We start from the raw sequence: 19820 nt of genomic DNA on the forward strand, positions 1-19820 counted from the left end.
TTTGAAATTAATTCCCGATTAATCATTCTACTTGCAAAACAAGGATGTACAAACCGTTACACGAAAGTGCTGGGCATTATGTATGGGTAATCCGCTTTATTGAGGAAGCGTTTATTCTTACCCTTTTACTATGCTCGTGTTTTCACTCCTGAGGTTATAATAATGAATCATCTTTTGATTACCGGTGCGACAGGTTTCCTGGGCGGCGCGGTATTAGCTCGAGCCCTTTCCGAATCCTCTTTTAGTTCCGTATTGTTATTGGTGCGAGCGAACTCTCCTCAGGAGGGCGTGGCCAGAATCAGAAATAACCTTGCTAATTTTGGCTGTACTGATGCACAGATAGCCCAAATTAATCCGGAAAATATATTGCTGGGTGATTTAGCCGAGCCTGAACATTTTCTCGATGACGAAAGAATCTCCGGCGTTACGCACGTGATTAACTGTGCCGCGGTTGCGTCGTTTGGCGAGAATGCGCTGATCTGGAAGGTAAACGTTGAGGGAACCCTGCAGTTTGCGCGCCGCATGTCTCAGGTCAAAGGCCTGCAGCGTTTCCTGCACGTGGGCACCGCGATGTCCTGCGTGCCGGATGCGGGTACCCTGGTGACGGAAAGCATGTCCAGCAAGCCGGAAGAAGAGCACCTGGTGCAGTACACCTGGTCCAAATCGACCATCGAACGCATGATGTCCGAGCAGTTCCCGCAGCTGCCGCTGGTTATCGCTCGTCCGTCTATCGTGGTGGGCCATAGCGAGCAGGGCTGCCGCCCGTCGAGCAGCATTTTCTGGGTCTTCCGCATGGTGCTGATGCTCGGGAAATTCATGTGCTCGCTCGATGACAAAATCGACGTTATTCCGGTGGATTACTGCGCCGAAGCGCTGCTGCTGCTGGCGAAGAGCGACTCGCTGAAAGAGAAGATCTACCACATCTCTGCCGGGGACGTGAGCAGCATCCGCTTTGCTGATATCGACGAAGCGATGTCCAGCGCGCTGAACCAGACGCCTATCTTCTCCAATTACGAGCAGGTGGATTACAGCGAGCTGGTGAAGAGCCGCCGCAGCTTTAAGTCTATTTACGGGCCGTGCAATGAACGCCTGATGCTGCGTGCGATGCGCCTGTACGGAGAGTTCTCCATGCTGAACGTCCGCTTCTCTAACGAGAAGCTGTTAGATTTAGGCATGTCGCCGCCGCCGCGCTTTGTGGATTACATCAGCCGCTGCGTGGAAACCACCCGGGATTATTCAATTCCGGAGCTGATGAAGGTCGACTTCAAATAACAAAAAAGGGAGCTTAGGCTCCCTTTTTCACGTTTAGCGGATCACCATTTCATTTCGCCGGTATTCACTTTGGCGCTCATTTCCAGAGAGCTTTCATCGGCAAGGCCCGGATACTTTTGCTTCATCTCGGCAATGACCGGGGCACTTTTCCCTTTTTTCAGCGCCAGCTCGAAGTCGGCTAAATAGTCGCCGGTGAAGACCACCGGCGCCGCGCCTGGCTTAACTTCTCCGATGTAGTGCCCAGGGATCACGCGCTGTGGCTTGAGCGCAGCCATTTCATCCAACACATCACGCCATTCCTGGCGCGCGGCTTTGGTCTGGGAATCGGCCGTCCAGATATGAATCCCTGAACTGACGCCTACGCCGCCGAGGATCGTTTTATTGGCCGGGATCCACAAATACGCCGCGTGTGAAGCCGGCTGGCGCAGCTCAATTTTTTCACCATCTACGGTGAAAGTGGTGTCGTGCGTAACCTGAGGCACGAAGACTTCCTTTGGCGCGCCATCTTTCAGAATCGGGCCCCAGTATTTGATCTTCTCTGCTTTGGTTTTGTTGATATGGTCGACGACCAGCGGCGTGGCCTCAATTTTTACCTGCGGATACGCCTTAACAATCGGCTCCAGGCCGAAGTAATAGTCCGGGTCACCGGCGGTGATGAGAATGCGGGTCAGCTTTTTTCCGCTGTGCTGGATAATCTTCACCAGCTCCTCGCCATCTTTGACGCTGAACTGTGCATCAACGAGCGTGGCTTCCGTCGGGCCGCTAATCAACGTAGAGGTGACCGGGAATACGCCTTTGTCCTGCGGGTTGTAGACGTCGAGCGTCAGTGGGGCTGCAAAGCTGGCGCTGCTGAACAAAAGGGTGGCGGTGGCCGCAGCCAGGGTATGTGTCTTCATCTTTTTCTATCCTGATCAACTGAATGAATAAGCCCGTTTGGGAATGAGAATCAGTGTAAATTGCATTTTGTGAATCGTAATGGCTTTATTAAGGTAAGATGAATTTCATAAATCGAGCAGATGGGCGAAGAAATGGACAGAATCATCGCGGCGAAAGTCTATATACGCATTTGTGAGCTGGGCAGCCTGAGCGCTGCGGCGCGGGCGCTGAATATGTCCCGCCCGATGGTCAGCCGTTACCTGGAGCAAATGGAACACTGGGCCGGAGAGCGCCTGCTGCATCGTTCCTCACGTAAGCTAACGTTAACGCCGACCGGCGAGCGGGTGCTGCAGCAGACCCGGGCGCTCAATGAGGTAGCAGAAAGCATAACCGCTCAGAATCAGCAGGATTTGCCCTCCGGCACCCTACGCGTAGCCTGTTCACAGTTTGGCGCCCGCTATTACATCGTGCCTTTTTTATCCGACTTCCTGCGTGAATACCCGGACCTCCGGGTTGAGCTGCACGTCAGCAGCCAGGCGGTGAACATGATTGAAGAGCGCATCGATCTGGCCATTCGCATCACTAACGATCTCGACCCGAATATTATTGCCCGCCGGTTAGGAGAGTGTGACTCCATGCTCTACGCTTCTCCTGCTTATATCGAGAAGCGGGGGATGCCGCGCTCGCCGGTCGACCTCGAACACCATAACTGCCTGCAGTACAGCTATTTTCTGCGTAACATCTGGCAAATGGTGGATGAGCAGGACGAGCCGCTAAACGTGGAGGTTGGCGGTAACTTTAGCGCTAATGATTCGGTGGTGCTGATGGATGCGGTAGCGGACGGCGTAGGGATTGCCATGCTGCCGGTAGAGGATGCGAAGTCGCGGTTTGAACGCGGGGATCTGGTTAAAGTGCTCGAGGATTATCCCCCCCGGTCGATGGGGATTTACGGCATTTATCGCAGCCGGAGCTATCTTCCCGCCGCGCTGAGGCTTTTTCTGGCGGCGCTGGCGAAAAGGCTCGCGAAATAAATTAAGAAAAATCTCAGTATCTGGCGGTTATACCGTTTACTTTTTGTGCCAGGAATGCTCTGATCTCGCGGCAAAAAAAGTGAGGGGAGCAGAGATGTTTCAATTAAAACCGGGCAGCCTGGCGATGGTCATCGGCGCCCGTACCGCAGCCGGGCGGGTGAATATTGGTAAGGCGGTCGAGCTGTTTGGTCTGTGCCAACCGGGCGAGCGTTTTGTTAACCCGGTGACGGGCGTGGTGACGCAGCTCCCGCTGGAGGCTAACTACCCGCTGTGGCTGGTGACCGGCGAAGTTATCGCCTTTGACGGCCGGCAGGGCTACGCATTTGTGCGCGCCGAGCATTTAATGCCGCTGGATAAAGATTTTTCCCCGCAGGAAGACGAGCTGCACCTCAGCTATTAATCCCGGCAGTGGCGTAAAAAGTCAGCCAGCACCAGCGCATGGTTCTGGTTGGTATTTTTTGAGCCGTATAGCAGCGTCAGGGTGCCGTCATCACCGTGTCGGGCAAGCGTTCTGGCGGCGTCCAGATTCTGTGCAAGCTCTTGCCTGTAGCTCTCGCTGAAGGCGGCGAAATCGATTGTTTCGCCGTGAAAGGCTTTACGCAGCTCATTTGAGGGCGCCAGTGCCTTCGGCCATTCGTCGTAGCGCAGGTCGCTTTTTTTCATCCCGCGCGGCCAAAGCCTGTCAACCAGCACCCGGTAGCCGTCATCCTTATCGGGGGCTTCATAAACTCGTTTACAGCGGATCATACCTGCTCCTTATCGACTTCCTCCAGCCTGCTCAGCAACAGCGGGATCTGATGCTCGGCAAAGACTTCTATGCCGTGCTGGCGCAACAGCGCTGCCGCTACCCCCTGACCCGGTATCGTTTTGCCTGCAAAGCGGCCATCGTAGATTTTCTGGCTGCCGCAGGTCGGGCTGCCGTCGGTAAGAATAGCAAAGCGACAGTTATTCTCCCTGGCGGTTTGCAGCGCGAGCCAGGCGGCAAGAAGATAAGGTTCGGTGACGTCTTTGCCGTCGCTTTCCAGAATGGCGGCACAGCCGAGAAATGCGGCTTCACCGTCGCCTCCGCTAAGCTCTGCGGGAAGACGCGGCGTTGGAAGCCCGGCCGCGAGTTCAGGGCAGTGGATAACCAGGCGGCCTTCATCCTGCAGGCGGGCGAGGGCCGCGCCAGTCTGCGACTTTTCGCTGCCGTTATAGCGGACTTTGAACCCCATCAGGCAGGCGCTAACCAGTATTTTTGCTTTCATTGTTTTTTATCGACGAAGTGAACTCAACACGTTACTACATTGTTTGCCTTGCCGGATAGGGGCTAAGGCCTGCCAATTTTTGCGGTTGTCAGCGCGGAGTAAACAGCCTACTCTATCATTCCTTATGTTGTTCTCTCCCCTCAAACATAAGGCCAACCAAAGCATGTCAGACACACAGCTGAAGTCCACTTTACGTATTGCGCTTATCGGCGATTATAACCCGGCGGTGATTGCTCATCAGGCCATTCCTCAGGCGTTAGATAATGCGGCTGCTACCCTTGGCGTTAGCGCGGATTATGACTGGCTCTCCTCGCTGGAAGTGACCAGCGATGAAGATCTCGTGGGCTACGATGCTATCTGGTGCGTGCCGTCGAGCCCTTATCTGAATGAAGACGCGGCTTATCTTGCGATCCGCTTTGCGCGTGAAAACGGAGTGCCTTTCCTGGGCACCTGCGCCGGGTTCCAGTATGCGGTGGTTGAATATGCACGTAACGTACTGGGGTGGAAAGATGCGGGCCACGCGGAAACCGCCAGCGAAGGGCGCCTGGTGATTGGCCGCCTCAGTTGTTCGCTGGTGGAAGTTTCAGACAAGATCGCGCTGCTGGCCGACTCCATTGTCGGGCGTGCCTATGGTGAGACGGAAATTGAAGAGGGCTACCACTGCAATTACGGTATCGCGGAGCTGTTTGCCACCGTGCTTGCCGATGAGCCGCTGAAGCCGACCGGCTGGGATAAACAGGGCGAGATTCGCGCGGTTGAACTTCAGGGGCACCCGTTCTTTGTGGCCACGCTGTTCCAGCCCGAACGCAATGCGCTCAAAGGTAAACCTTCCCCGCTGGTTGAGGCATTCCTCGCTGCTGCTGAGAGATAAAACCAGAAAGGCCCCTCACCCCAACCCTCTCCCCAGAGGGGCGAGGGGGAAAACAAGAAGCTGCGGGTTAAGTCAGCGCCGGACATAAAGCGAGGCACGGTTCTGTCTTAAATCAGCACAGCGGGCCTTCTCTTTAACGAGGCTTTGTCGCCCGAAGAATTAAAAAGGCCGGGCGGCGCATCTCTTTTGCCAGCCGGGGATGCTGCGCCAGAGTTTCCTCTGTGGGCTTGGTTTCGAGCATTCGGGTGAGGGCAAACCCGCTGTCGAGCAGGGTATTCACATAGGTTTCCGTGGTGCGGTGATATTTCTGCACGTCCTCCACGAACCAGCTGGTATGACGCAGACCTTGCTGATGGTAGTGGTTGACCGGCCAGATAACCTCTTCTTTATACGGCTGCCAGCCCACCGGGAAAGCGGTACACATCGGGTGCTCAACGGAAAAGAGAAACTGCCCGCCGGGTTTTAAGGCGGCAAAGACACTGCTGCTCAGGCGGGCAAAATCTTCGATGTAGTGCAGCGCCAGCGACGAAATAGCCAGATCCGAGGATTCCTCAGACGCCGTGAACTGCTCCAGCGGCAAGTGGTGGTAGCGAATGTTTTCGTCCTGGGTCGCGGCGCGCGCCTGCGCCAGCATTTTTTCTGAAATGTCGAAGCCGGTAACGCTTGCCGCGCCGTGCGTGCGCGCGAAGCGGGCAAAGTCGCCAAAGCCGCAGCCAAGGTCGAGGATCTTCAGGCCATCCAGCGCAGGCAGCAGGGAATATAGCTCGGGAATTTCCAGCAGCCCGTTAAGGCCTGAGTCCTGCTCGCGTAGCTGACGGTAATTTTCAAAGAATACCGGGTCATCAAAAATGTTCTGCGGTGCCGATGGTTTCATTCGATCCTCCCTTGTTTATCGCTTCAGGCGGGGGCTTTCTCCGCCACGCCAATCTCTTTCTGGCGACCAGCATAAGCCCCAAAGACGCCCATGACGACCGAAAGTAGCGCGCAGCCCAGCAGCGGGATCGCCCAACTGCCCGTAACATCATGGATTTTACCCATCACCGGCGGGCCGAAGGCGGCAAGAAGATAGCCCACGCACTGCGCCATACCGGACAGCGCCGCCGCCTGATGCGCGGAACCGGTGCGCATACCAATGAACGAGAGCCCCAGGATCATCGCCGCGCCGGAGCCAAAGCCGCCCAGCGACACCCAGAAGATAGAGAAGGCCGGCAGCAGCCACAGGCCGAGCGTCGCCATACACCAAAGCAGCGCCATCAGGGCGGCAATCCCGCGCTGGTCTTTCAGGCGGCTGAGGATCAGGCCGACAAACAGCCCCGGAATGGCGGTGGCGAGCTGCAGGATCCCGTGTATCGACCCGGCTTCGGCTTCGTTATAGCCGTGGCTGATCAGAATTGAAGGCAGCCAGCCGATAATCACGTAATACACCAGCGAGTTAATGCCCAGATACAGCGTAACCTGCCAGGCCAGCGGCGAGGACCAGATGCCGCGGCTGTGCAGCGCGGGGTTGCCGGAAAGGTTCATCACGGTACTGCTGCCCAACTGAGGCAGCCAGACAATCAGCGCCAGCAGCGGGAAAACCATCAGCGACAGCATCGCGCCGGACCAGCCAAAACCGTGCAGGGCAATCGGTACCACCATCACCGAGCCCAGCGCGGCGGCAACGCCCATCGTCAGCGAATAGGCGCCGGTGAGTTTGGCGACCTGGCCGGGGAAGTCACGCTTAAGCAGGCTGGGCAGCAGCACGTTGCCCATCGCTATCCCGCAGCCGATGATGGCCGTGCCGATATACAGAAACGCGGCGTGGCCGGCGGAACGCAAAGCGATACCGGCGCAGATGATCAGCAACGCACCAAACAGGCTGCGCTCGGTGCCGAAGCGGCGGGCAATCCCGGCGGCAAGCGGGGAAACAACCGCAAAGGCCAGCAGGGGCAGAGTGGTCAGAATACCAATTTGCGCGGTGGACAGCGAAAGTGCATCTCGCACCATGTCCAGCAGAGGTGCTGCACCGGTAAAGGTTACGCGCAGGGTGGTGGCAATCATCAGAATGCCGAGCAGAAGCAGAATGCGGCTCTTCTTGCTCGCTGAAGTCGTGGAGGTCATATGTCTGTGTCCTGAAAAACGGTAAGGCAAAGATACACGCTTCTGCCTTTTTACGAATCAAGCTAAAATGACAGATTATCGCTAAATTCGGACATGCTATGGAACGTGACCTGGATCTCGAAGGCTTTGACCCGGACAGCATCGTGACGCCCGCGCTGGCCTTTCGCATTCGCGCCGCGCAAACCTATGACGAAAAGCCCATCCATACCCACCGCAAAGGGCAGCTTATTCTGGCGCTGCACGGCGGCATTACCAGCGAAGTGACCAACTCAATGTGGATGGTGCCGCCGCAGTATGCGGTTTGGGTACCGGGGCAAATGCCGCACAGCAACCGGGTAACGGCGGACGCGCGGCTGTGTTTTTTATTTATTGAGCCGGACGCGGTTAAGATGCCGCAGGAGTGCTGCGCGCTGAAAATTTCCCCGCTGGTGCGGGAGCTTATCCTGCGCCTGTCCAACGTTCCTCACGAAAATCTCGGCTGCGCGGCTATTCAGCGTCTGGTTCAGGTGCTGTTCGATGAACTCCCTCATCAGCCGGTCGAGCAGCTGCAGCTGCCGATTTCTTCGCACCCGAAAATCCGCGCGATGGCGGACAGCATGGCGAAGGATATGAAGGAGAAAAAGACGCTTGCGCAGTGGGCCGGGGACATGGCGATGAGCGAGCGCAACCTCGCGAGGCTGGTGGTGAAAGAGACGGGGCTGAGTTTTTTACGCTGGCGGCAGCAGATGCAGCTTATCGTTGCCCTGCGCCTGTTAATTGGCGGAATGACGGTGCAAAACGTGGCGGAGTCGCTGGGCTATGACTCCACCACGGCGTTTATCACCATGTTTAAAAAGGCGCTCGGCACCACGCCAGGGCGCTATCTGAGCACCCTGGCCGGCGACGATTTTACAGACTAGCCAGCTTAAACTGGGAAACAGCTGTATTCAGTTCGTAGGTTTGTGCCAATAGCGACTCGGCGGCTTCTGAAGCCTGATTCACCATCGCCGCGTTTTGCTGGGTGGTGACATCCATCTGGCTGATGGCGGTGCTTACCTGCTCAATGCCGCTGCTTTGCTCGTCGCTGGCGTGGGTGATTTCGACCATCAGGGCCGCCACGCGTTTCACGTCCTGCACCACGGTATTGATGGTTTTGCCCGCCTCGTTGACTAGTTTACTGCCGCTGGCTACCTGATTCACCGAATCTTCAATCAGGCCTTTGATCTCTTTGGCCGCGCTGGCGCTACGCTGGGCGAGGCTACGAACCTCGCCTGCAACGACTGCAAAACCGCGTCCCTGGTCACCTGCTCTGGCGGCTTCCACCGCCGCGTTCAGCGCCAGGATGTTGGTCTGGAAGGCGATGCTGTCGATGACGCCAATAATGTCGGTTATCTTGTTGGCCGAGCTTGAAATGCCGTCCATGGTTTCTACTACCTGCGCCACAACCGCGCCGCCTTGTTCCGCGCTTCTTGAGGCGGTATTAGCCAGCTGGCTGGCGCTCTGGGCATTTTCGGCGTTCTGCTTAACCGTGGCGGTCATCTCTTCCATTGATGAAGCCGTTTGCTCCAGCGCGCTGGCCTGCTCTTCGGTGCGGGAGGCGAGGTCAATATTGCCGCTGGCGATTTCGCTGGAGCGGCTGGAGATCTGATTGCTGCTCTCGTGAACCAGGTGGATGACCATGGTTAACTGCTGGCACATGGTTTCCATCGCCGCCATCACGCTGGTTCTGTCGCCGTCGCGGACTTTTACTTCGCAGGTGAGATCCCCGCAGGCTACGGCGTTGGCAATTTCGGCCACTTCGCTCGGTTCTCCACCGAGGGAACGGAAAATGGTGCGGTGTACCCACCAGCCGACAACCAGCAGCAGTAAAACGGCGGCGCCTGAGCCAATCAGCTGCCATTGCGTCGAGTTGGCGCTGCTGTGCTGCGCTTTTTCGACCGCGTTATCGGCATACTCTGCGGAAGCTTTGACAAAGGATTCAATGCCTTTCTGATGGGCGAAGAAGTCTTTATCGGCCGCTTTCAGCTTTTCAAACAGCGGGGTCGGCGCGCCCGAGCGGATAAGCTCGACCAGGTCATTGGCATCTTTAATCATCGCCATGCCCGCCTTGTACTGTTCTCCGAGCAGGTTGGCCTGAAGTTCTGGTGGCAGAGTGCTTTTCCAGTAATCGACACGCTGGTGCCATTGCGTGCTCAGGCGTTTGATCTCCGCATCGGCCTGGTCGACGCTGAGCGTGCCTTCTACCACGCGAGAGAGCACCAGGCGCAGCTCAATCAGGTAAACCGGCGCGGGCTTGATGTCAGACATCAAATCCTTTGCCAGCAGGCCGCTTTCGGTACTTTGGGCACTTCGGTGGCTGCCGTAGAGTGAAATGGCGGTGACCAGGGCGGACATCAAAATCGAACAGCAAATTAATAGCAACAAATTGTGAGCCAGTGATTTCATTTTGCCTCTCCTATTATTTGAAAAGCTTATCGGCGAGAGGGAGGGGAACTTTTCCACCGGATCTGAAAACTACCGCCTCAGTCACAAATTTATGCCTGAAACGGGGCATTTTTTATTTTTAAAATAATCACTTAACTTAATTATTTTTTAAATCTATAAGTAAAAGATTTAACCCTGTTTTAACTAATATGTTTTCTGCATATGCAATGCAGGATTAAGCATTGGCGAGGTGACGGCGCTTGTGCGAGCGTAAGGACATAGCTCGCTCACAGACGGGATAACAAGGAAAATCAATGGCACAGGTAAAGGCTTTCACGCACACAGCTTCACACAGTATAACGCAGCGTAAATTAACGCTCTCCGCTTTGGTTCTGGCCCTGTCCGGCCTGACCTCCGCCGTGGTTCACGCAGACCAGCTGGCGGATATTCAAAAAGCCGGAGTCGTTAAAGTTGCCACTTTTGACGCTAATCCACCTTTTGGCTCCATAGATGCTAAAACGCACGATATCGTGGGCTATGACGTTGATTTCGCGAAAGCGCTGGCAAAATCATTAGGCGTTAAGCTTGAGCTGGTGGCGACCAACCCGGCGAACCGCATTCCGCTGCTGCAGTCCGGGAAGGTCGATTTAATCGTCGCGGACATCACCATTACGCCGGAACGTGCCCAGGTGGTGGATTTCTCTACCCCGTATTTTGTGACCGGGCAGCAGTTCCTGGTCCCGGCTTCCGGGCCGGATAAGCTTGATGACTACGCGAAAGGACGCGTGGGTGCGGTAAAAGGCACCACCGGAGAACAGGCGCTGGTGCAGCGTTTCCCGTCAATTCGAGTGCTTTCTTATGATGATATTCCGCTGGCCTTTACCGCGCTGCGCAACGGTAACGTCCAGGCTATCACCCAGGACAGCACTATTCTTGCCGGGCTGCTGGCCGAAGCGCCGGATAAGGCGAAGTTTAAAATCCTGCCGGACTTGTTGAGTAAGGAAGAGATTGGCGTTGGCGTGAAAAAAGGGGAGGCTTCCCTTTTGAAAGCGGTTAACGACGAGCTGGTGAAGCTGGAGCAAAACGGCCAGGCGGAGCAAATTTATAACGCCTGGTTTGGCCCTGAGAGCAAAACCCCGCAGCCGCGCAGCTTTAAAATTGTAGCCAAATAATATGTTTAAAAGACCGCCTCATTTGTCCGCAGCTTCGGCTGCGGATTTTTTGCATCTGCAGTCCGCCAGCGTGGAATTTCGCAAAGCGAGCAAAAGCTACGCTGATACTTCCGTCCTGCACGACATCGACCTGACTATCCCGGCCGGGGAAGTGGTGGCGATTTGCGGCCCCTCCGGTTCGGGTAAGTCTACGTTAATAAGGTTAATCAACCAGCTCGAAACCCTCAGCGACGGCGATATTTATATCGACGGGAAACCCACCCGACGGTTAAGCAGCAACGCACTTCGCCGCCTGCGAAGCCGGATCGGTTTTGTTTTCCAGCAGTTCAACCTTTACGCCCATCTGACGGCCGAGCAAAACATTACGCTGTCGCTAACCCACGTTCACGGCTGGAAGCGTGAGGAAGCACATCAGCAGGCTCTGGCGCTTCTGGCTCGGGTTGGCCTGGCTGAAAAAGCGCAGCATTATCCGGCGCAGCTTTCCGGCGGGCAGCAGCAGCGCGTCGCCATTGCCAGGGCGCTGGCATCTTCACCGCAAATAATCCTGTTTGATGAGCCGACCTCGGCGCTCGACCCGGAGATGATCGGCGAAGTTCTGCAGGTGATGAAGGATCTCGCCCACAGCGGTATTACCATGATTGTGGTGACGCATGAGATGCAGTTCGCGCGTGAAATAGCCGATCGCGTGGTGTTTATTGACGGCGGGGCCATTCTCGAACAGGCCCCGCCGGAGCAGTTTTTCCGCTCGCCGCAGCATCCGCGCGCGCGCCGTTTTCTGCAAAAGGTGCTCGACCCGCTGCATGCCGACGCCAGGGACGAGCCATGAACAGCTATTTTGACTGGGCGGGCGTGCTGACAGGTGCCCCGCGTGCATGGCTTATCTCCGGTTTACTCACAACCGCGTGGGTGACGCTTGCCGGGATAATTATCGCCACGCTGTTTGCCGTGCTGCTGCTGGGGCTGCGGCTTGCCGGTGGCCGGGCGGGGCGTTACATCACCGCAAGCTGGGTCTCAGTTTTTCGCAATACGCCTTTGCTGGTGCAACTGTTGTTCTGGTATTTCGCTGCCTGGAACGCGCTCCCGCAAAGCTGGCGCGGGTTTATTAACGACGATCACAGCTGGTCGCAGCTACCCGGCGGTGTCTGGTGGCTTACGCCGGAGTTTCTTTGTGCGGCGTGGGGGCTGGGGTTGTTCACCTCGGCCTTTTTAGTCGAAGAGATTCGCAGCGGGCTGCAGGCGGTGCCGAAAGGGCAAACCGAAGCGGCGCTTTCTCAGGGCTTTTCCGACTGGCAGCTTTTCCGCAGCGTGTTATTGCCGCAGGGGGTGGTTAACGCCTGGCAGCCGGTGGTCGGGCAGTATCTCAATCTAATGAAGCTCTCCTCGCTGGCAACGGGCATTGGCTTTGCCGAGCTCACCAGTCAGGTTCGCCGGATTGAAAGCTATAACGCGCATGCGCTGGCGGCTTTTGCCGTCGGTACGGTGCTTTATCTGCTGCTAGGTCTGGCGATGAGCGGGCTGTTTACGCTCTTTGCTCCGGGGCGGCGTGGGCAGCGAAAACCTGCGGGGATGAGGCAGGAGGCGCAGCATGATAGCTAACGTTACGGTGATTACGGATAACCTCGACTATTTGCTGTGGGGGAGAATGGCCCAGGGCGAACCGGGCGGGGTGCTGTTAACGCTGATTATGGCCGTGGGCGCCGGTGCACTGGCGCTTGTACTTGGGTTAGGGCTTGCCTGTGTGGCATGGCGCTACGGCGGCATTGTGCGCCGCGTGCTTTTTATCTGGGCTGACCTGATACGCGGCATTCCGCTGATTTTTGTTATTTTCTGGCTCTATTTTCTGCTGCCCGCCGTGACCGGACGCGACCTGCCGGGGCCGCTGACCGTAACGCTGGCGCTGGCCTGGTTTACCTCGGCGGCGGTGATGTACACCACGCTGGCGGCGCTGAATTCGCTGGCGAAGGGGCAAAATGAAGCCGCGATTGCTGGCGGCTTTTCGCCGTGGCAAACGCTGAGGTTAGTGCTGCTGCCTCAGGCGCTGCGCAACGCTTTGCCGTCGTTTGCCGGGCTGTTTATTTCGCTTATCAAAGATACTTCGCTGGCGTTTATCGTCAACGTCCCGGAGCTGACGACCGTGGCCGGGCAGGTCAACAGCCGGGTGCAAATTTACCCGGCGGCCATTTTTATCTTTACCGGCCTGGTGTATTACCTGCTGTGCAGCGCGCTGGCCTGGCGTATTCACCGCTGGCAGCGGCAGGGGGCTATTGCTTACCCACAATAAGGGAAACCAGGCCAGCAGCAATCAGCGGCCCAACGGGCACGCCACGAAACAGGGCGACGCCAATAACGGTGCCGACAAGCAGGCCGCCCACCAGGCCAGGCTGGCTTCCCATCAGCGTAACGCCGCGCCCGCCAAGCCACGAGACGGCAATGCCGACGACGATCGCTACCAGCGATTTCCAGTGGGTGAAAGAGTGGATGAGGCTGCTGGCGGGCAGGGTGCCGCTGGCAATGGGAGCCATCACGCCGATGGTCAGAATGATGATCCCGACCGTCAGGCCCTGTTTTTCGATCCACGGAAAGAAGGTGCTAAGTGGGGTCACGCGCACAATTATCAGTACCAGGATTGAAACGGCGACGGTGGTGTTGTGACTGACAAAACCTAATCCAGCGAGGGCCAGAAGTATTAATAGCGTGGGGTCAAAAATCATGATATTTCCTTGCAAAACAAGAGGGAAGTAACTTTTTATTGTTGTTCTTGATCGCCGGCTAGCTGCGTTCATCATTCTGTCATTTATGCGGTCAATAATTAACCTTCATAACGGGCGCGCGATGGCTTGCAGGAGAGACGGATGAGCGATCCAGCATTATTCGATACGATGTGCATTACCGCAGTGTTCCTCGGCATAGCTTCGCTGCTGGTGCTGTCTGTCCTTTATCTCGAACGCCACGGCTAACTACTCCGGACGGTGGAAATTTACCAGCTCCGGGCGCGCAATGCGTAAATAATCCTGCGTATTCATCACCACCGACTTTTCCAGCAATCCCGCGTTAAACGCGATTTCCAAAAAACGCTCGAAAATTCCCGGGTCGGCCACCAGCCTGAGCTGAGCATGAAAGCTAAAAGGTGGGATAGCGCCGAAGACGCACCTCGTTAACTCATCGACTTCCGCCGGGCTTGCCAGCGAGGCTTTCAGGCCGCCAAGATGCTGCGCCAGCAGGCTCAGATCCGCCTGTTTGTCCGCCGCCAGAATCGCCAGCACGTGCAGCTTTACGCCGTTTCCTTTGACCTTGCAGACCAGCGCCTTTGCGCCCTGACCAAGCTCGGTCCCGCGAATGGCCGAAACCTCTTCACATTTCCCCGCCGCCACGTGGTTTACCACGCGGTAGCGAGCCTGCTGCTGCTCCAGTAACTCAATGAGTTGTTGATGGACGTCTTCGCCTTTTGCCATTAGGTTTCCTTTGGGTATTTTCCCGTTTACATTCGTAGTTTGTGCATCAAGACAGTAATACTTTTTAGTCTTAAAAGAAAAGTCAGCGATTAGCTATTGGCTGGAGAAGGCGATGTCGGGTTTCAAACTAGAGATTTCTGATTACATCAGCGAGGAGCATTCGCTGCCGATCGAAGCGGGGCTTAGCGAGTTTAACGCCGCCATGAGCGGGCTAAACGATCGCCAGCCGCTGGCGGTTGTGGTGCGCAGCCCCGAGAGTGGGAAAGTCGTGGGTGGCATGCTGGGGCGTTCTTCATTGGGCGTGCTGTTTATCGATCTTTTTTACCTGCCGCCGGAGCTAAGAGCCCACGGGCTGGGAAGCGAGATCCTGAGGGTGTTTGAAGCGGAAGGGCGCAAGCGCGGCTGCGTGGCGGCCTTTTTATATACCATCAGTTTTCAGGCGCCGGATTTCTACCGGAAGCATGGTTGGGAAGAGTTTGGCAAAATCGACTGTTTGCCCGAAGGCACCAGCAGGTATTTTATGAAGAAGGCGCTTTAGGTTAACAATAATAAAGGCCGGTCAATGCCGGCCTCTTATGCGTTGTACGCTTTTTAAATATCGTCCATGGTGTGGCCGACAACAATTTCCAGCGCGTTGCGGTAGACATCGCACATTACCACATCGTCGGTGGTCTCCAGGGCGTCAACCAGCCAGAGAATAATGGCTTTGTTGGAGACGGATTTATTGGCAGACAGAATGGCCGTGATTGCCTGAGAAATGGCCGCGTTCTCTTCGGCATGCCTGTCTCCGGAGCTTCTGATGTAGTCGGATAATGCCTGGCTGGCATGCCCGGTATGTATTTCAGAGGTATTGGAAATTAGCTGTGTCATAGTCACTCACCGTTTTTCAGTTATTGGCCATGGGCCGCTAGTGGACGTTTTTTGCGTTGCGCTGGTTAGTCTCTACCGCTTTTGCACACGCTTCTTTTTCTGTCTTTCCCGCTGAGGCCTGGGAAATATTGCCCTCGATTTCACCGATAATTTTCTGCAGCACTTTACGCCGCCGTAAGTCCTGTTCTGTTATGAGCATCGCTTCTAATCTGGCCACTAAGGCGCGGGTGTTTATTGCGCTGTTGCCGTTGAGCAGCGATAGCGCTGCTTCACCGATAATCTCATCCGTTAATTGTTCATCGTCGCTTCTCTGCATGTCGTTACTCCTGATTTCCGCGCCAGTGTTTGAATAAGTGCTGGCATGAAGTCATTAGCCGGAGCCTGAGAATGAGGAAGGATTCAGCATTTACAACTCTGTGGCTTCACTCCCGAGAGGGAACGCAGGCCGTTAATCTTCTGGCACTCCGGTTCGGCTATCACGTTAGCGGGCGAAAAGCATGCCCAACAGCGCCTGATAATGTTTTTCCTCTTCTGGCTCGGAAACCCTGTCCAGACGAGAGAGCAATTTTGTACAGATCGCCTTTCGATTCAGGTTGCGGCCATCGCTAAGAATTTCGAGTACGATTTGCCCCATAGTTTCCTGCTGGGAGAGCGGTGTAGCGCCGTTGAAGTAGCGGGCAATATCGTTTTCTGCGGTGTTCTGGCCGGGCGTAAAAGTGTTCTGTCGCATAAATCGCTCCTGTAAGTTCACACTTTGCAAGATGTTAACTAAGTTATGCAATTGCTATAAAAACTGTACATAAAGGTGTATTACTTCGCTTGCTATTTTTTGATTAAAAGTGCTAATTGTTTTTTATCAGTAAGTTATAAATATTTATTTTTAACTTACTGATGCGGTAAGTTGTACATTCGCATTGCGATGAAATGACGTCGAAAACGTCGGATGTTGTTCAGTTGTTTAGGTTTTGTTGAGTTTGTGGCGACGTCAGAGCATCGATCTGTTAAGTTATGGCCTTAAACTTCCGCAGGGAACGACCATGCTCACCACTGTCATCTATCGCAGCCACATTCATACCGGCACTCCTTTTGAGGATTTGCAGGCGATGGTTTCCGCGGCAAACGCGAAAAATATTGCAGCGGATGTGACGGGAATACTGCTTTTCAACGGCACGCATTTCTTTCAGCTGCTGGAAGGCCCGGAAGAAGGCGTGCAGAAGATATATCGCGCTATCTGTAAAGACGACCGCCATTACAACATTGTTGAGCTGCTTTGTGATTACGCGCCGGCACGCCGCTTCGGGCGGGTGGGAATGGAGCTTTTTGATTTAAGAGAGCACGATAAAAACGATGTATTACAGGTTGTGCTTGAGAAGGGCACCAGCCGTTATCAGCTGGCTTACGATGACCGTGCTTTAAGTTTTTTCCGTACTTTTATCGAGTCGACGGAAAAAGAGAACTATTTTGAAATCCCTCCGCGTGGTTCATGGGAATTTATCATCGATGCGCCGGCTCATCAGGCATCCGGCAAGCATGTTCCACGTGGACATATAACCTTTCAGCCTATTGTTGACCCGATGGCCTGTTCTGTCGCGGCTATCGAGGCGTTAGCAGCGGATCCTGTTTCAGCTGAAGTGCCGGATGGCGATGTTTACCAACTCGATCTGCTGCACGCGAAGGCGGCTTTTGCCGCAGCTCAGGCCGCTGACATTGGCCGGCAAACGCTATGCATCAATCTGCTGCCAATGACGCTGGTGATGATTCCTGGCGCCGTAGAACAACTGCTGGCGGATATTGAGACAAACAGACTTGTCCCCGAGCAGGTGGTGATTGAATTCACCGAAAGCGAGATCATTCCTCATATGGCGGCGTTTACCGACGCCATCAGGCAGCTTAAATCGGCAGGTATTAAGCTGGCGATTGACGATTTTGGCGCAGGGTTTGCGGGCCTGCAGCTGCTGGCGCAGTTTCAGCCTGAGAGACTCAAGATTAACCGTGAGCTGATTCGGGACATCCATAAAAGCGGGCCACGACAGGCCATTATTCTGGCGATCATCAGGTGCTGCGCCTCGCTTGAAATTGCGGTCTCAGCCACCGGTATTGAACAACCGGAAGAGTGGATGTGGCTGGAGGCGGCGGGTATCTCGCACTTCCAGGGCAACCTGTTCGCCAAACCCTGCGTGGGAGGCTCTTTTAGCATTGCCTGGCCAGAACGTAAGGCCGAACTGTAACTTCTGTGCTGGTGACCTCCCCAAAAGCTTTTAGGTTTCACTTGTACAACCCGGAAAAAAATTGTACACATTGAACAGATTGACTAGTGTTTTAATGGAAGCGTGAGATCTGTGTACGGGGAGGGACACTATGGCCTATTACACTATCGGTGATGTAGCAGAGCGATGTGGCATCAACCCGGTCACCCTGCGGGCATGGCAGCGCCGCTACGGTTTACTGAAACCTCAGCGCAGCGAGGGCGGCCATCGGCAGTTTGATGATGCGGACGTTCAGCGCATTGAAGAAATTAAGTACTGGATGAGCAAAGGCGTTTCCGTGGGCAAAGTAAAAGCCCTGCTGGAGCGTAGCCACGTGCCGGAAGAGCAGCTGTGGGTGACGTTGCAGGAAGAAATGATGCTTCTGCTCAGGAAGGTTAACCCTGCGAAGCTGCGCGAGAAAATTGTGGCTCTGAGCCGGGAACACAGCGCCGACCTGCTTATCGACAATCTCTTGTTACCCGTGAGAAACAAACTCGCTCAGGATGAATCTACGGCTTCGTTGATGCGTAGCTTGCTAGATGGCGTACTGATCCGCCACTGCGCTCAATGCCTGGCAGAAGCGCAGAGCCAAAGTGGGGAAGAGATCCTGCTTATTGGCTGGCAAACGGACGATCGAACAGCCTTGTGGCTGGAGGCGTGGCGTCTATCCCGCAGAGACAAGAATGTTAACGTGCTTGCCGAGCCGGTGGAAACGTTACGCCCGGAGCTTTTCCCCGGTCAGCATATTTTTTTATGGACGGGAAAAGTGCTGTCGGAAGCGCAGCAAGAACAGTTTGCTCACTGGAAGCAGTGGGGATACGACATTGAGCTTCATCGATAAGAGGGCGTACGCCTGATTCACATTACTCTTTTGCTTTCTTTGCAATCGAGAAGAGAAAAAGCCGGTGAAGCACCGGCTTTTGATTTTACGTTACCCGTGGGTATCGCTGGTCTGCTTCTGAAACAGTTCCCGGAACACCGGATAAATATCATCCTGATCCCGAATGTGCTGTATCGCGAAGTTATCGAAGGTGGCCTGCAGGTTTTCGTACTCACGCCACAGGGTCTGGTGCGCCCTGCGGGTGATTTCGATGTAGCTGTAGTAGCGCACTACCGGCAGCAGTTTTTTCGCCAGAATGTCGTGGCACAGCGGGGAGTCGTCTGCCCAGTTGTCACCGTCCGAGGCCTGTGCGGCATAAATATTCCATTGTGCCGGATCGTAGCGTTCCTGCACCACCTCATCCATTAACTTCAGGGCGCTGGAGACAATAGTGCCGCCGGTTTCCTGCGAGTAGAAGAACTCGTGTTCGTCCACTTCTTTGGCCTGGGTGTGGTGGCGAATATAAACCACTTCCACGTTTTTATAGGTCCGGCTCAGGAACAGATAGAGCAGAATATAAAAGCGTTTTGCCATGTCTTTGGTGGCCTGGTCCATTGAACCGGAGACGTCCATCAGGCAGAACATCACCGCCTGGCTGGAAGGTTCCGGGCGCTTTTCGTAGTTCTTGTAGCGTAAATCGAAGGTGTCGATAAACGGCACGCGGGCGATTTTTTCCCGCAGCTCCGCTATCTCTTTGCGCAGGCGCTCCTCTTCGAGCAGCCGCGCAGGTTCGCTGCGGCTCACGGCCTCGAGGCTTTCTTCAAGTTCGTGCAGCAGGCGACGTTTACCGGCGCTCATTGCCGTGCGGCGTGCCAGCGAGTTTTGCAGCGAGCGAACAACGCTGATATTGGCCGGAACGCCGTTAGAGGTAAAACCCGCGCGGTGGGATTTAAACTCGGTTATCTGCCGGTGCTGATTACGCTTCAGGTTAGGCAGCGCCAGATCCTCGAACAGTAAATCGAGGTATTCGTCTTTGGATATCTGGAACACGAACTCATCCTGGCCTTCGCCGTCCTGGCTCGCCTGACCCTGGCCGCTCCCGCCACCGCCGCCGCCGCCCTGAGGACGTTCGATGCGATCGTTTTGTACGAAGTGGTCGTTGCCGGGATGGACCCGGTGACGCAGGCCGCCGCGGCCCTGATGAAACATCGGCTCGTTGATATCCTCATTTGGGATGGAAACGGACTCGCCGCTGTCCACGTCGGTAACCGAACGCTTGTTAATGGCCCCGGATATCGACTGTTTTATTTGCGCCTTATAACGACGCAAGAAGCGCTGGCGGTTCACCGCGCTCTTGTTTTTGCCGTTAAGCCGCCTGTCTATGAAGTAGGCCATAGTTCCCCCAACTGCTTATGCCAGGTGCGCAAACGGGTCACGCCGCCCGGCGTGACCCGCAGGAA

General features: G+C 55.4%; 25 protein-coding genes. 13 read left to right on the forward strand and 12 right to left on the reverse strand.

Annotated elements, in window-relative coordinates:
* Positions 1–162: 162 nt before the first annotated feature.
* The gene (locus HX778_RS14150) at positions 163–1272 is read left to right on the forward strand and encodes an SDR family oxidoreductase (RefSeq protein ID WP_038473507.1); all 1110 of its coding nucleotides are present in this window, start codon (positions 163–165) and stop codon (positions 1270–1272) included.
* Positions 1273–1313: 41 nt separating this feature from the next.
* Here HX778_RS14150 and HX778_RS14155 read toward each other — a convergent pair whose 3' ends face one another.
* Entirely contained in the window at positions 1314–2168 is an 855-nt protein-coding gene (locus HX778_RS14155) for a Vmh family MBL fold metallo-hydrolase (protein WP_176982376.1), read from the reverse strand.
* A 132-nt stretch (positions 2169–2300) separates the two neighbouring features.
* On the opposite strand from HX778_RS14155, the gene HX778_RS14160 reads away from it, so the two are divergent.
* Both HX778_RS14160 and HX778_RS14165 read left to right on the forward strand, forming a co-directional pair.
* Positions 2301–3179 carry a LysR family transcriptional regulator gene (locus HX778_RS14160; RefSeq protein ID WP_176982377.1) on the forward strand — a complete coding sequence of 293 codons (879 nt, stop codon included), beginning with the start codon at positions 2301–2303 and terminating at the stop codon, positions 3177–3179.
* Between the two features lie 94 nt (positions 3180–3273).
* Positions 3274–3579, forward strand: coding sequence for a hypothetical protein (locus tag HX778_RS14165; protein WP_038473502.1), 306 nt, complete (start codon positions 3274–3276; stop codon positions 3577–3579).
* On the opposite strand, the gene HX778_RS14170 is transcribed toward HX778_RS14165, so the two are convergent.
* Both HX778_RS14170 and HX778_RS14175 read right to left on the reverse strand, forming a co-directional pair.
* Positions 3576–3926, reverse strand: coding sequence for a DUF488 domain-containing protein (locus tag HX778_RS14170; RefSeq protein ID WP_038473500.1), 351 nt, complete (start codon positions 3924–3926; stop codon positions 3576–3578). The genes HX778_RS14165 and HX778_RS14170 overlap by 4 nt on opposite strands.
* Positions 3923–4426: a DUF523 domain-containing protein gene (locus HX778_RS14175; protein WP_176982378.1), complete on the reverse strand. Its 504-nt coding sequence runs from the start codon at positions 4424–4426 to the stop codon at positions 3923–3925. Before HX778_RS14175 ends, HX778_RS14170 begins: the two co-directional genes overlap by 4 nt.
* A gap of 163 nt (positions 4427–4589) precedes the next feature.
* On the opposite strand from HX778_RS14175, the gene HX778_RS14180 reads away from it, so the two are divergent.
* On the forward strand, positions 4590–5297 hold the full coding sequence (locus HX778_RS14180) for a CTP synthase (protein ID WP_176982379.1): 708 nt from the start codon (positions 4590–4592) through the stop codon (positions 5295–5297).
* A 133-nt stretch (positions 5298–5430) separates the two neighbouring features.
* On the opposite strand, the gene HX778_RS14185 is transcribed toward HX778_RS14180, so the two are convergent.
* Together HX778_RS14185 and HX778_RS14190 are read right to left on the reverse strand one after the other, a co-directional pair.
* The gene (locus tag HX778_RS14185) at positions 5431–6171 is read right to left on the reverse strand and encodes a bifunctional 2-polyprenyl-6-hydroxyphenol methylase/3-demethylubiquinol 3-O-methyltransferase UbiG (protein ID WP_038473492.1); all 741 of its coding nucleotides are present in this window, start codon (positions 6169–6171) and stop codon (positions 5431–5433) included.
* 23 nt (positions 6172–6194) lie between these two features.
* Positions 6195–7397: an MFS transporter gene (locus tag HX778_RS14190; RefSeq protein ID WP_038473489.1), complete on the reverse strand. Its 1203-nt coding sequence runs from the start codon at positions 7395–7397 to the stop codon at positions 6195–6197.
* A 98-nt stretch (positions 7398–7495) separates the two neighbouring features.
* Here HX778_RS14190 and HX778_RS14195 point away from each other — a divergent pair, with 98 nt between their 5' ends.
* Positions 7496–8296 (forward strand): helix-turn-helix domain-containing protein, encoded by an 801-nt coding sequence (locus tag HX778_RS14195; protein WP_176982380.1) that lies wholly within the window; start codon positions 7496–7498, stop codon positions 8294–8296.
* On the opposite strand, the gene HX778_RS14200 is transcribed toward HX778_RS14195, so the two are convergent.
* Positions 8286–9821, reverse strand: coding sequence for a methyl-accepting chemotaxis protein (locus HX778_RS14200; RefSeq protein ID WP_176982381.1), 1536 nt, complete (start codon positions 9819–9821; stop codon positions 8286–8288). The two genes, HX778_RS14195 and HX778_RS14200, sit on opposite strands and share 11 nt — an antisense overlap.
* A gap of 293 nt (positions 9822–10114) precedes the next feature.
* Here HX778_RS14200 and HX778_RS14205 point away from each other — a divergent pair, with 293 nt between their 5' ends.
* Genes HX778_RS14205 through HX778_RS14220 form a run of 4 tightly spaced genes read left to right on the forward strand, consistent with a single transcriptional unit; the run spans position 10115 to position 13253 of the window.
* On the forward strand, positions 10115–10972 hold the full coding sequence (locus tag HX778_RS14205) for an ABC transporter substrate-binding protein (protein ID WP_038473483.1): 858 nt from the start codon (positions 10115–10117) through the stop codon (positions 10970–10972).
* A gap of 1 nt (position 10973) precedes the next feature.
* Positions 10974–11798, forward strand: coding sequence for an amino acid ABC transporter ATP-binding protein (locus tag HX778_RS14210; RefSeq protein ID WP_176982382.1), 825 nt, complete (start codon positions 10974–10976; stop codon positions 11796–11798).
* Complete coding sequence (locus HX778_RS14215) at positions 11795–12568, forward strand: amino acid ABC transporter permease (protein ID WP_176982383.1); 774 nt, start codon at positions 11795–11797, stop codon at positions 12566–12568. The genes HX778_RS14210 and HX778_RS14215 overlap by 4 nt, the downstream gene beginning before the upstream one ends.
* Positions 12558–13253: an amino acid ABC transporter permease gene (locus tag HX778_RS14220; RefSeq protein ID WP_176982384.1), complete on the forward strand. Its 696-nt coding sequence runs from the start codon at positions 12558–12560 to the stop codon at positions 13251–13253. Before HX778_RS14215 ends, HX778_RS14220 begins: the two co-directional genes overlap by 11 nt.
* On the opposite strand, the gene HX778_RS14225 is transcribed toward HX778_RS14220, so the two are convergent.
* Positions 13234–13680, reverse strand: a complete 447-nt coding sequence (locus HX778_RS14225; protein ID WP_176982418.1) for a DUF441 domain-containing protein — start codon at positions 13678–13680, stop codon at positions 13234–13236. The two genes, HX778_RS14220 and HX778_RS14225, sit on opposite strands and share 20 nt — an antisense overlap.
* A gap of 144 nt (positions 13681–13824) precedes the next feature.
* Here HX778_RS14225 and yoaI point away from each other — a divergent pair, with 144 nt between their 5' ends.
* Entirely contained in the window at positions 13825–13929 is a 105-nt protein-coding gene (gene yoaI, locus HX778_RS25265; RefSeq protein WP_304515775.1) for a small membrane protein YoaI, read from the forward strand.
* On the opposite strand, the gene HX778_RS14230 is transcribed toward yoaI, so the two are convergent.
* Positions 13930–14424: a YbaK/prolyl-tRNA synthetase associated domain-containing protein gene (locus HX778_RS14230; RefSeq protein WP_176982385.1), complete on the reverse strand. Its 495-nt coding sequence runs from the start codon at positions 14422–14424 to the stop codon at positions 13930–13932.
* Positions 14425–14536: 112 nt separating this feature from the next.
* On the opposite strand from HX778_RS14230, the gene HX778_RS14235 reads away from it, so the two are divergent.
* Complete coding sequence (locus HX778_RS14235) at positions 14537–14962, forward strand: GNAT family N-acetyltransferase (RefSeq protein ID WP_176982386.1); 426 nt, start codon at positions 14537–14539, stop codon at positions 14960–14962.
* Between the two features lie 53 nt (positions 14963–15015).
* Here HX778_RS14235 and HX778_RS14240 read toward each other — a convergent pair whose 3' ends face one another.
* The 3 genes from HX778_RS14240 to ycgZ form a co-directional block, all read right to left on the reverse strand.
* Positions 15016–15282, reverse strand: coding sequence for a biofilm development regulator YmgB/AriR family protein (locus HX778_RS14240; protein ID WP_370527395.1), 267 nt, complete (start codon positions 15280–15282; stop codon positions 15016–15018).
* 49 nt (positions 15283–15331) lie between these two features.
* Complete coding sequence (locus HX778_RS14245) at positions 15332–15610, reverse strand: hypothetical protein (RefSeq protein ID WP_176982387.1); 279 nt, start codon at positions 15608–15610, stop codon at positions 15332–15334.
* A gap of 165 nt (positions 15611–15775) precedes the next feature.
* Positions 15776–16024, reverse strand: a complete 249-nt coding sequence (gene ycgZ, locus HX778_RS14250; protein ID WP_176982388.1) for a regulatory protein YcgZ — start codon at positions 16022–16024, stop codon at positions 15776–15778.
* Positions 16025–16331: 307 nt separating this feature from the next.
* Here ycgZ and HX778_RS14255 point away from each other — a divergent pair, with 307 nt between their 5' ends.
* Both HX778_RS14255 and HX778_RS14260 read left to right on the forward strand, forming a co-directional pair.
* A complete protein-coding gene (locus HX778_RS14255; protein ID WP_176982389.1) occupies positions 16332–17522 on the forward strand; it encodes a diguanylate phosphodiesterase in 1191 nt (396 codons plus the stop codon).
* 130 nt (positions 17523–17652) lie between these two features.
* A complete protein-coding gene (locus HX778_RS14260) occupies positions 17653–18381 on the forward strand; it encodes a MerR family transcriptional regulator (RefSeq protein WP_038473458.1) in 729 nt (242 codons plus the stop codon).
* A 90-nt stretch (positions 18382–18471) separates the two neighbouring features.
* On the opposite strand, the gene HX778_RS14265 is transcribed toward HX778_RS14260, so the two are convergent.
* On the reverse strand, positions 18472–19755 hold the full coding sequence (locus tag HX778_RS14265) for a YeaH/YhbH family protein (RefSeq protein WP_038473456.1): 1284 nt from the start codon (positions 19753–19755) through the stop codon (positions 18472–18474).
* Positions 19756–19820 lie beyond the last annotated feature (65 nt).

The organism is Cedecea sp. P7760, assembly GCF_013386425.1.
GTDB lineage: Bacteria > Pseudomonadota > Gammaproteobacteria > Enterobacterales > Enterobacteriaceae > Cedecea > Cedecea selenatireducens.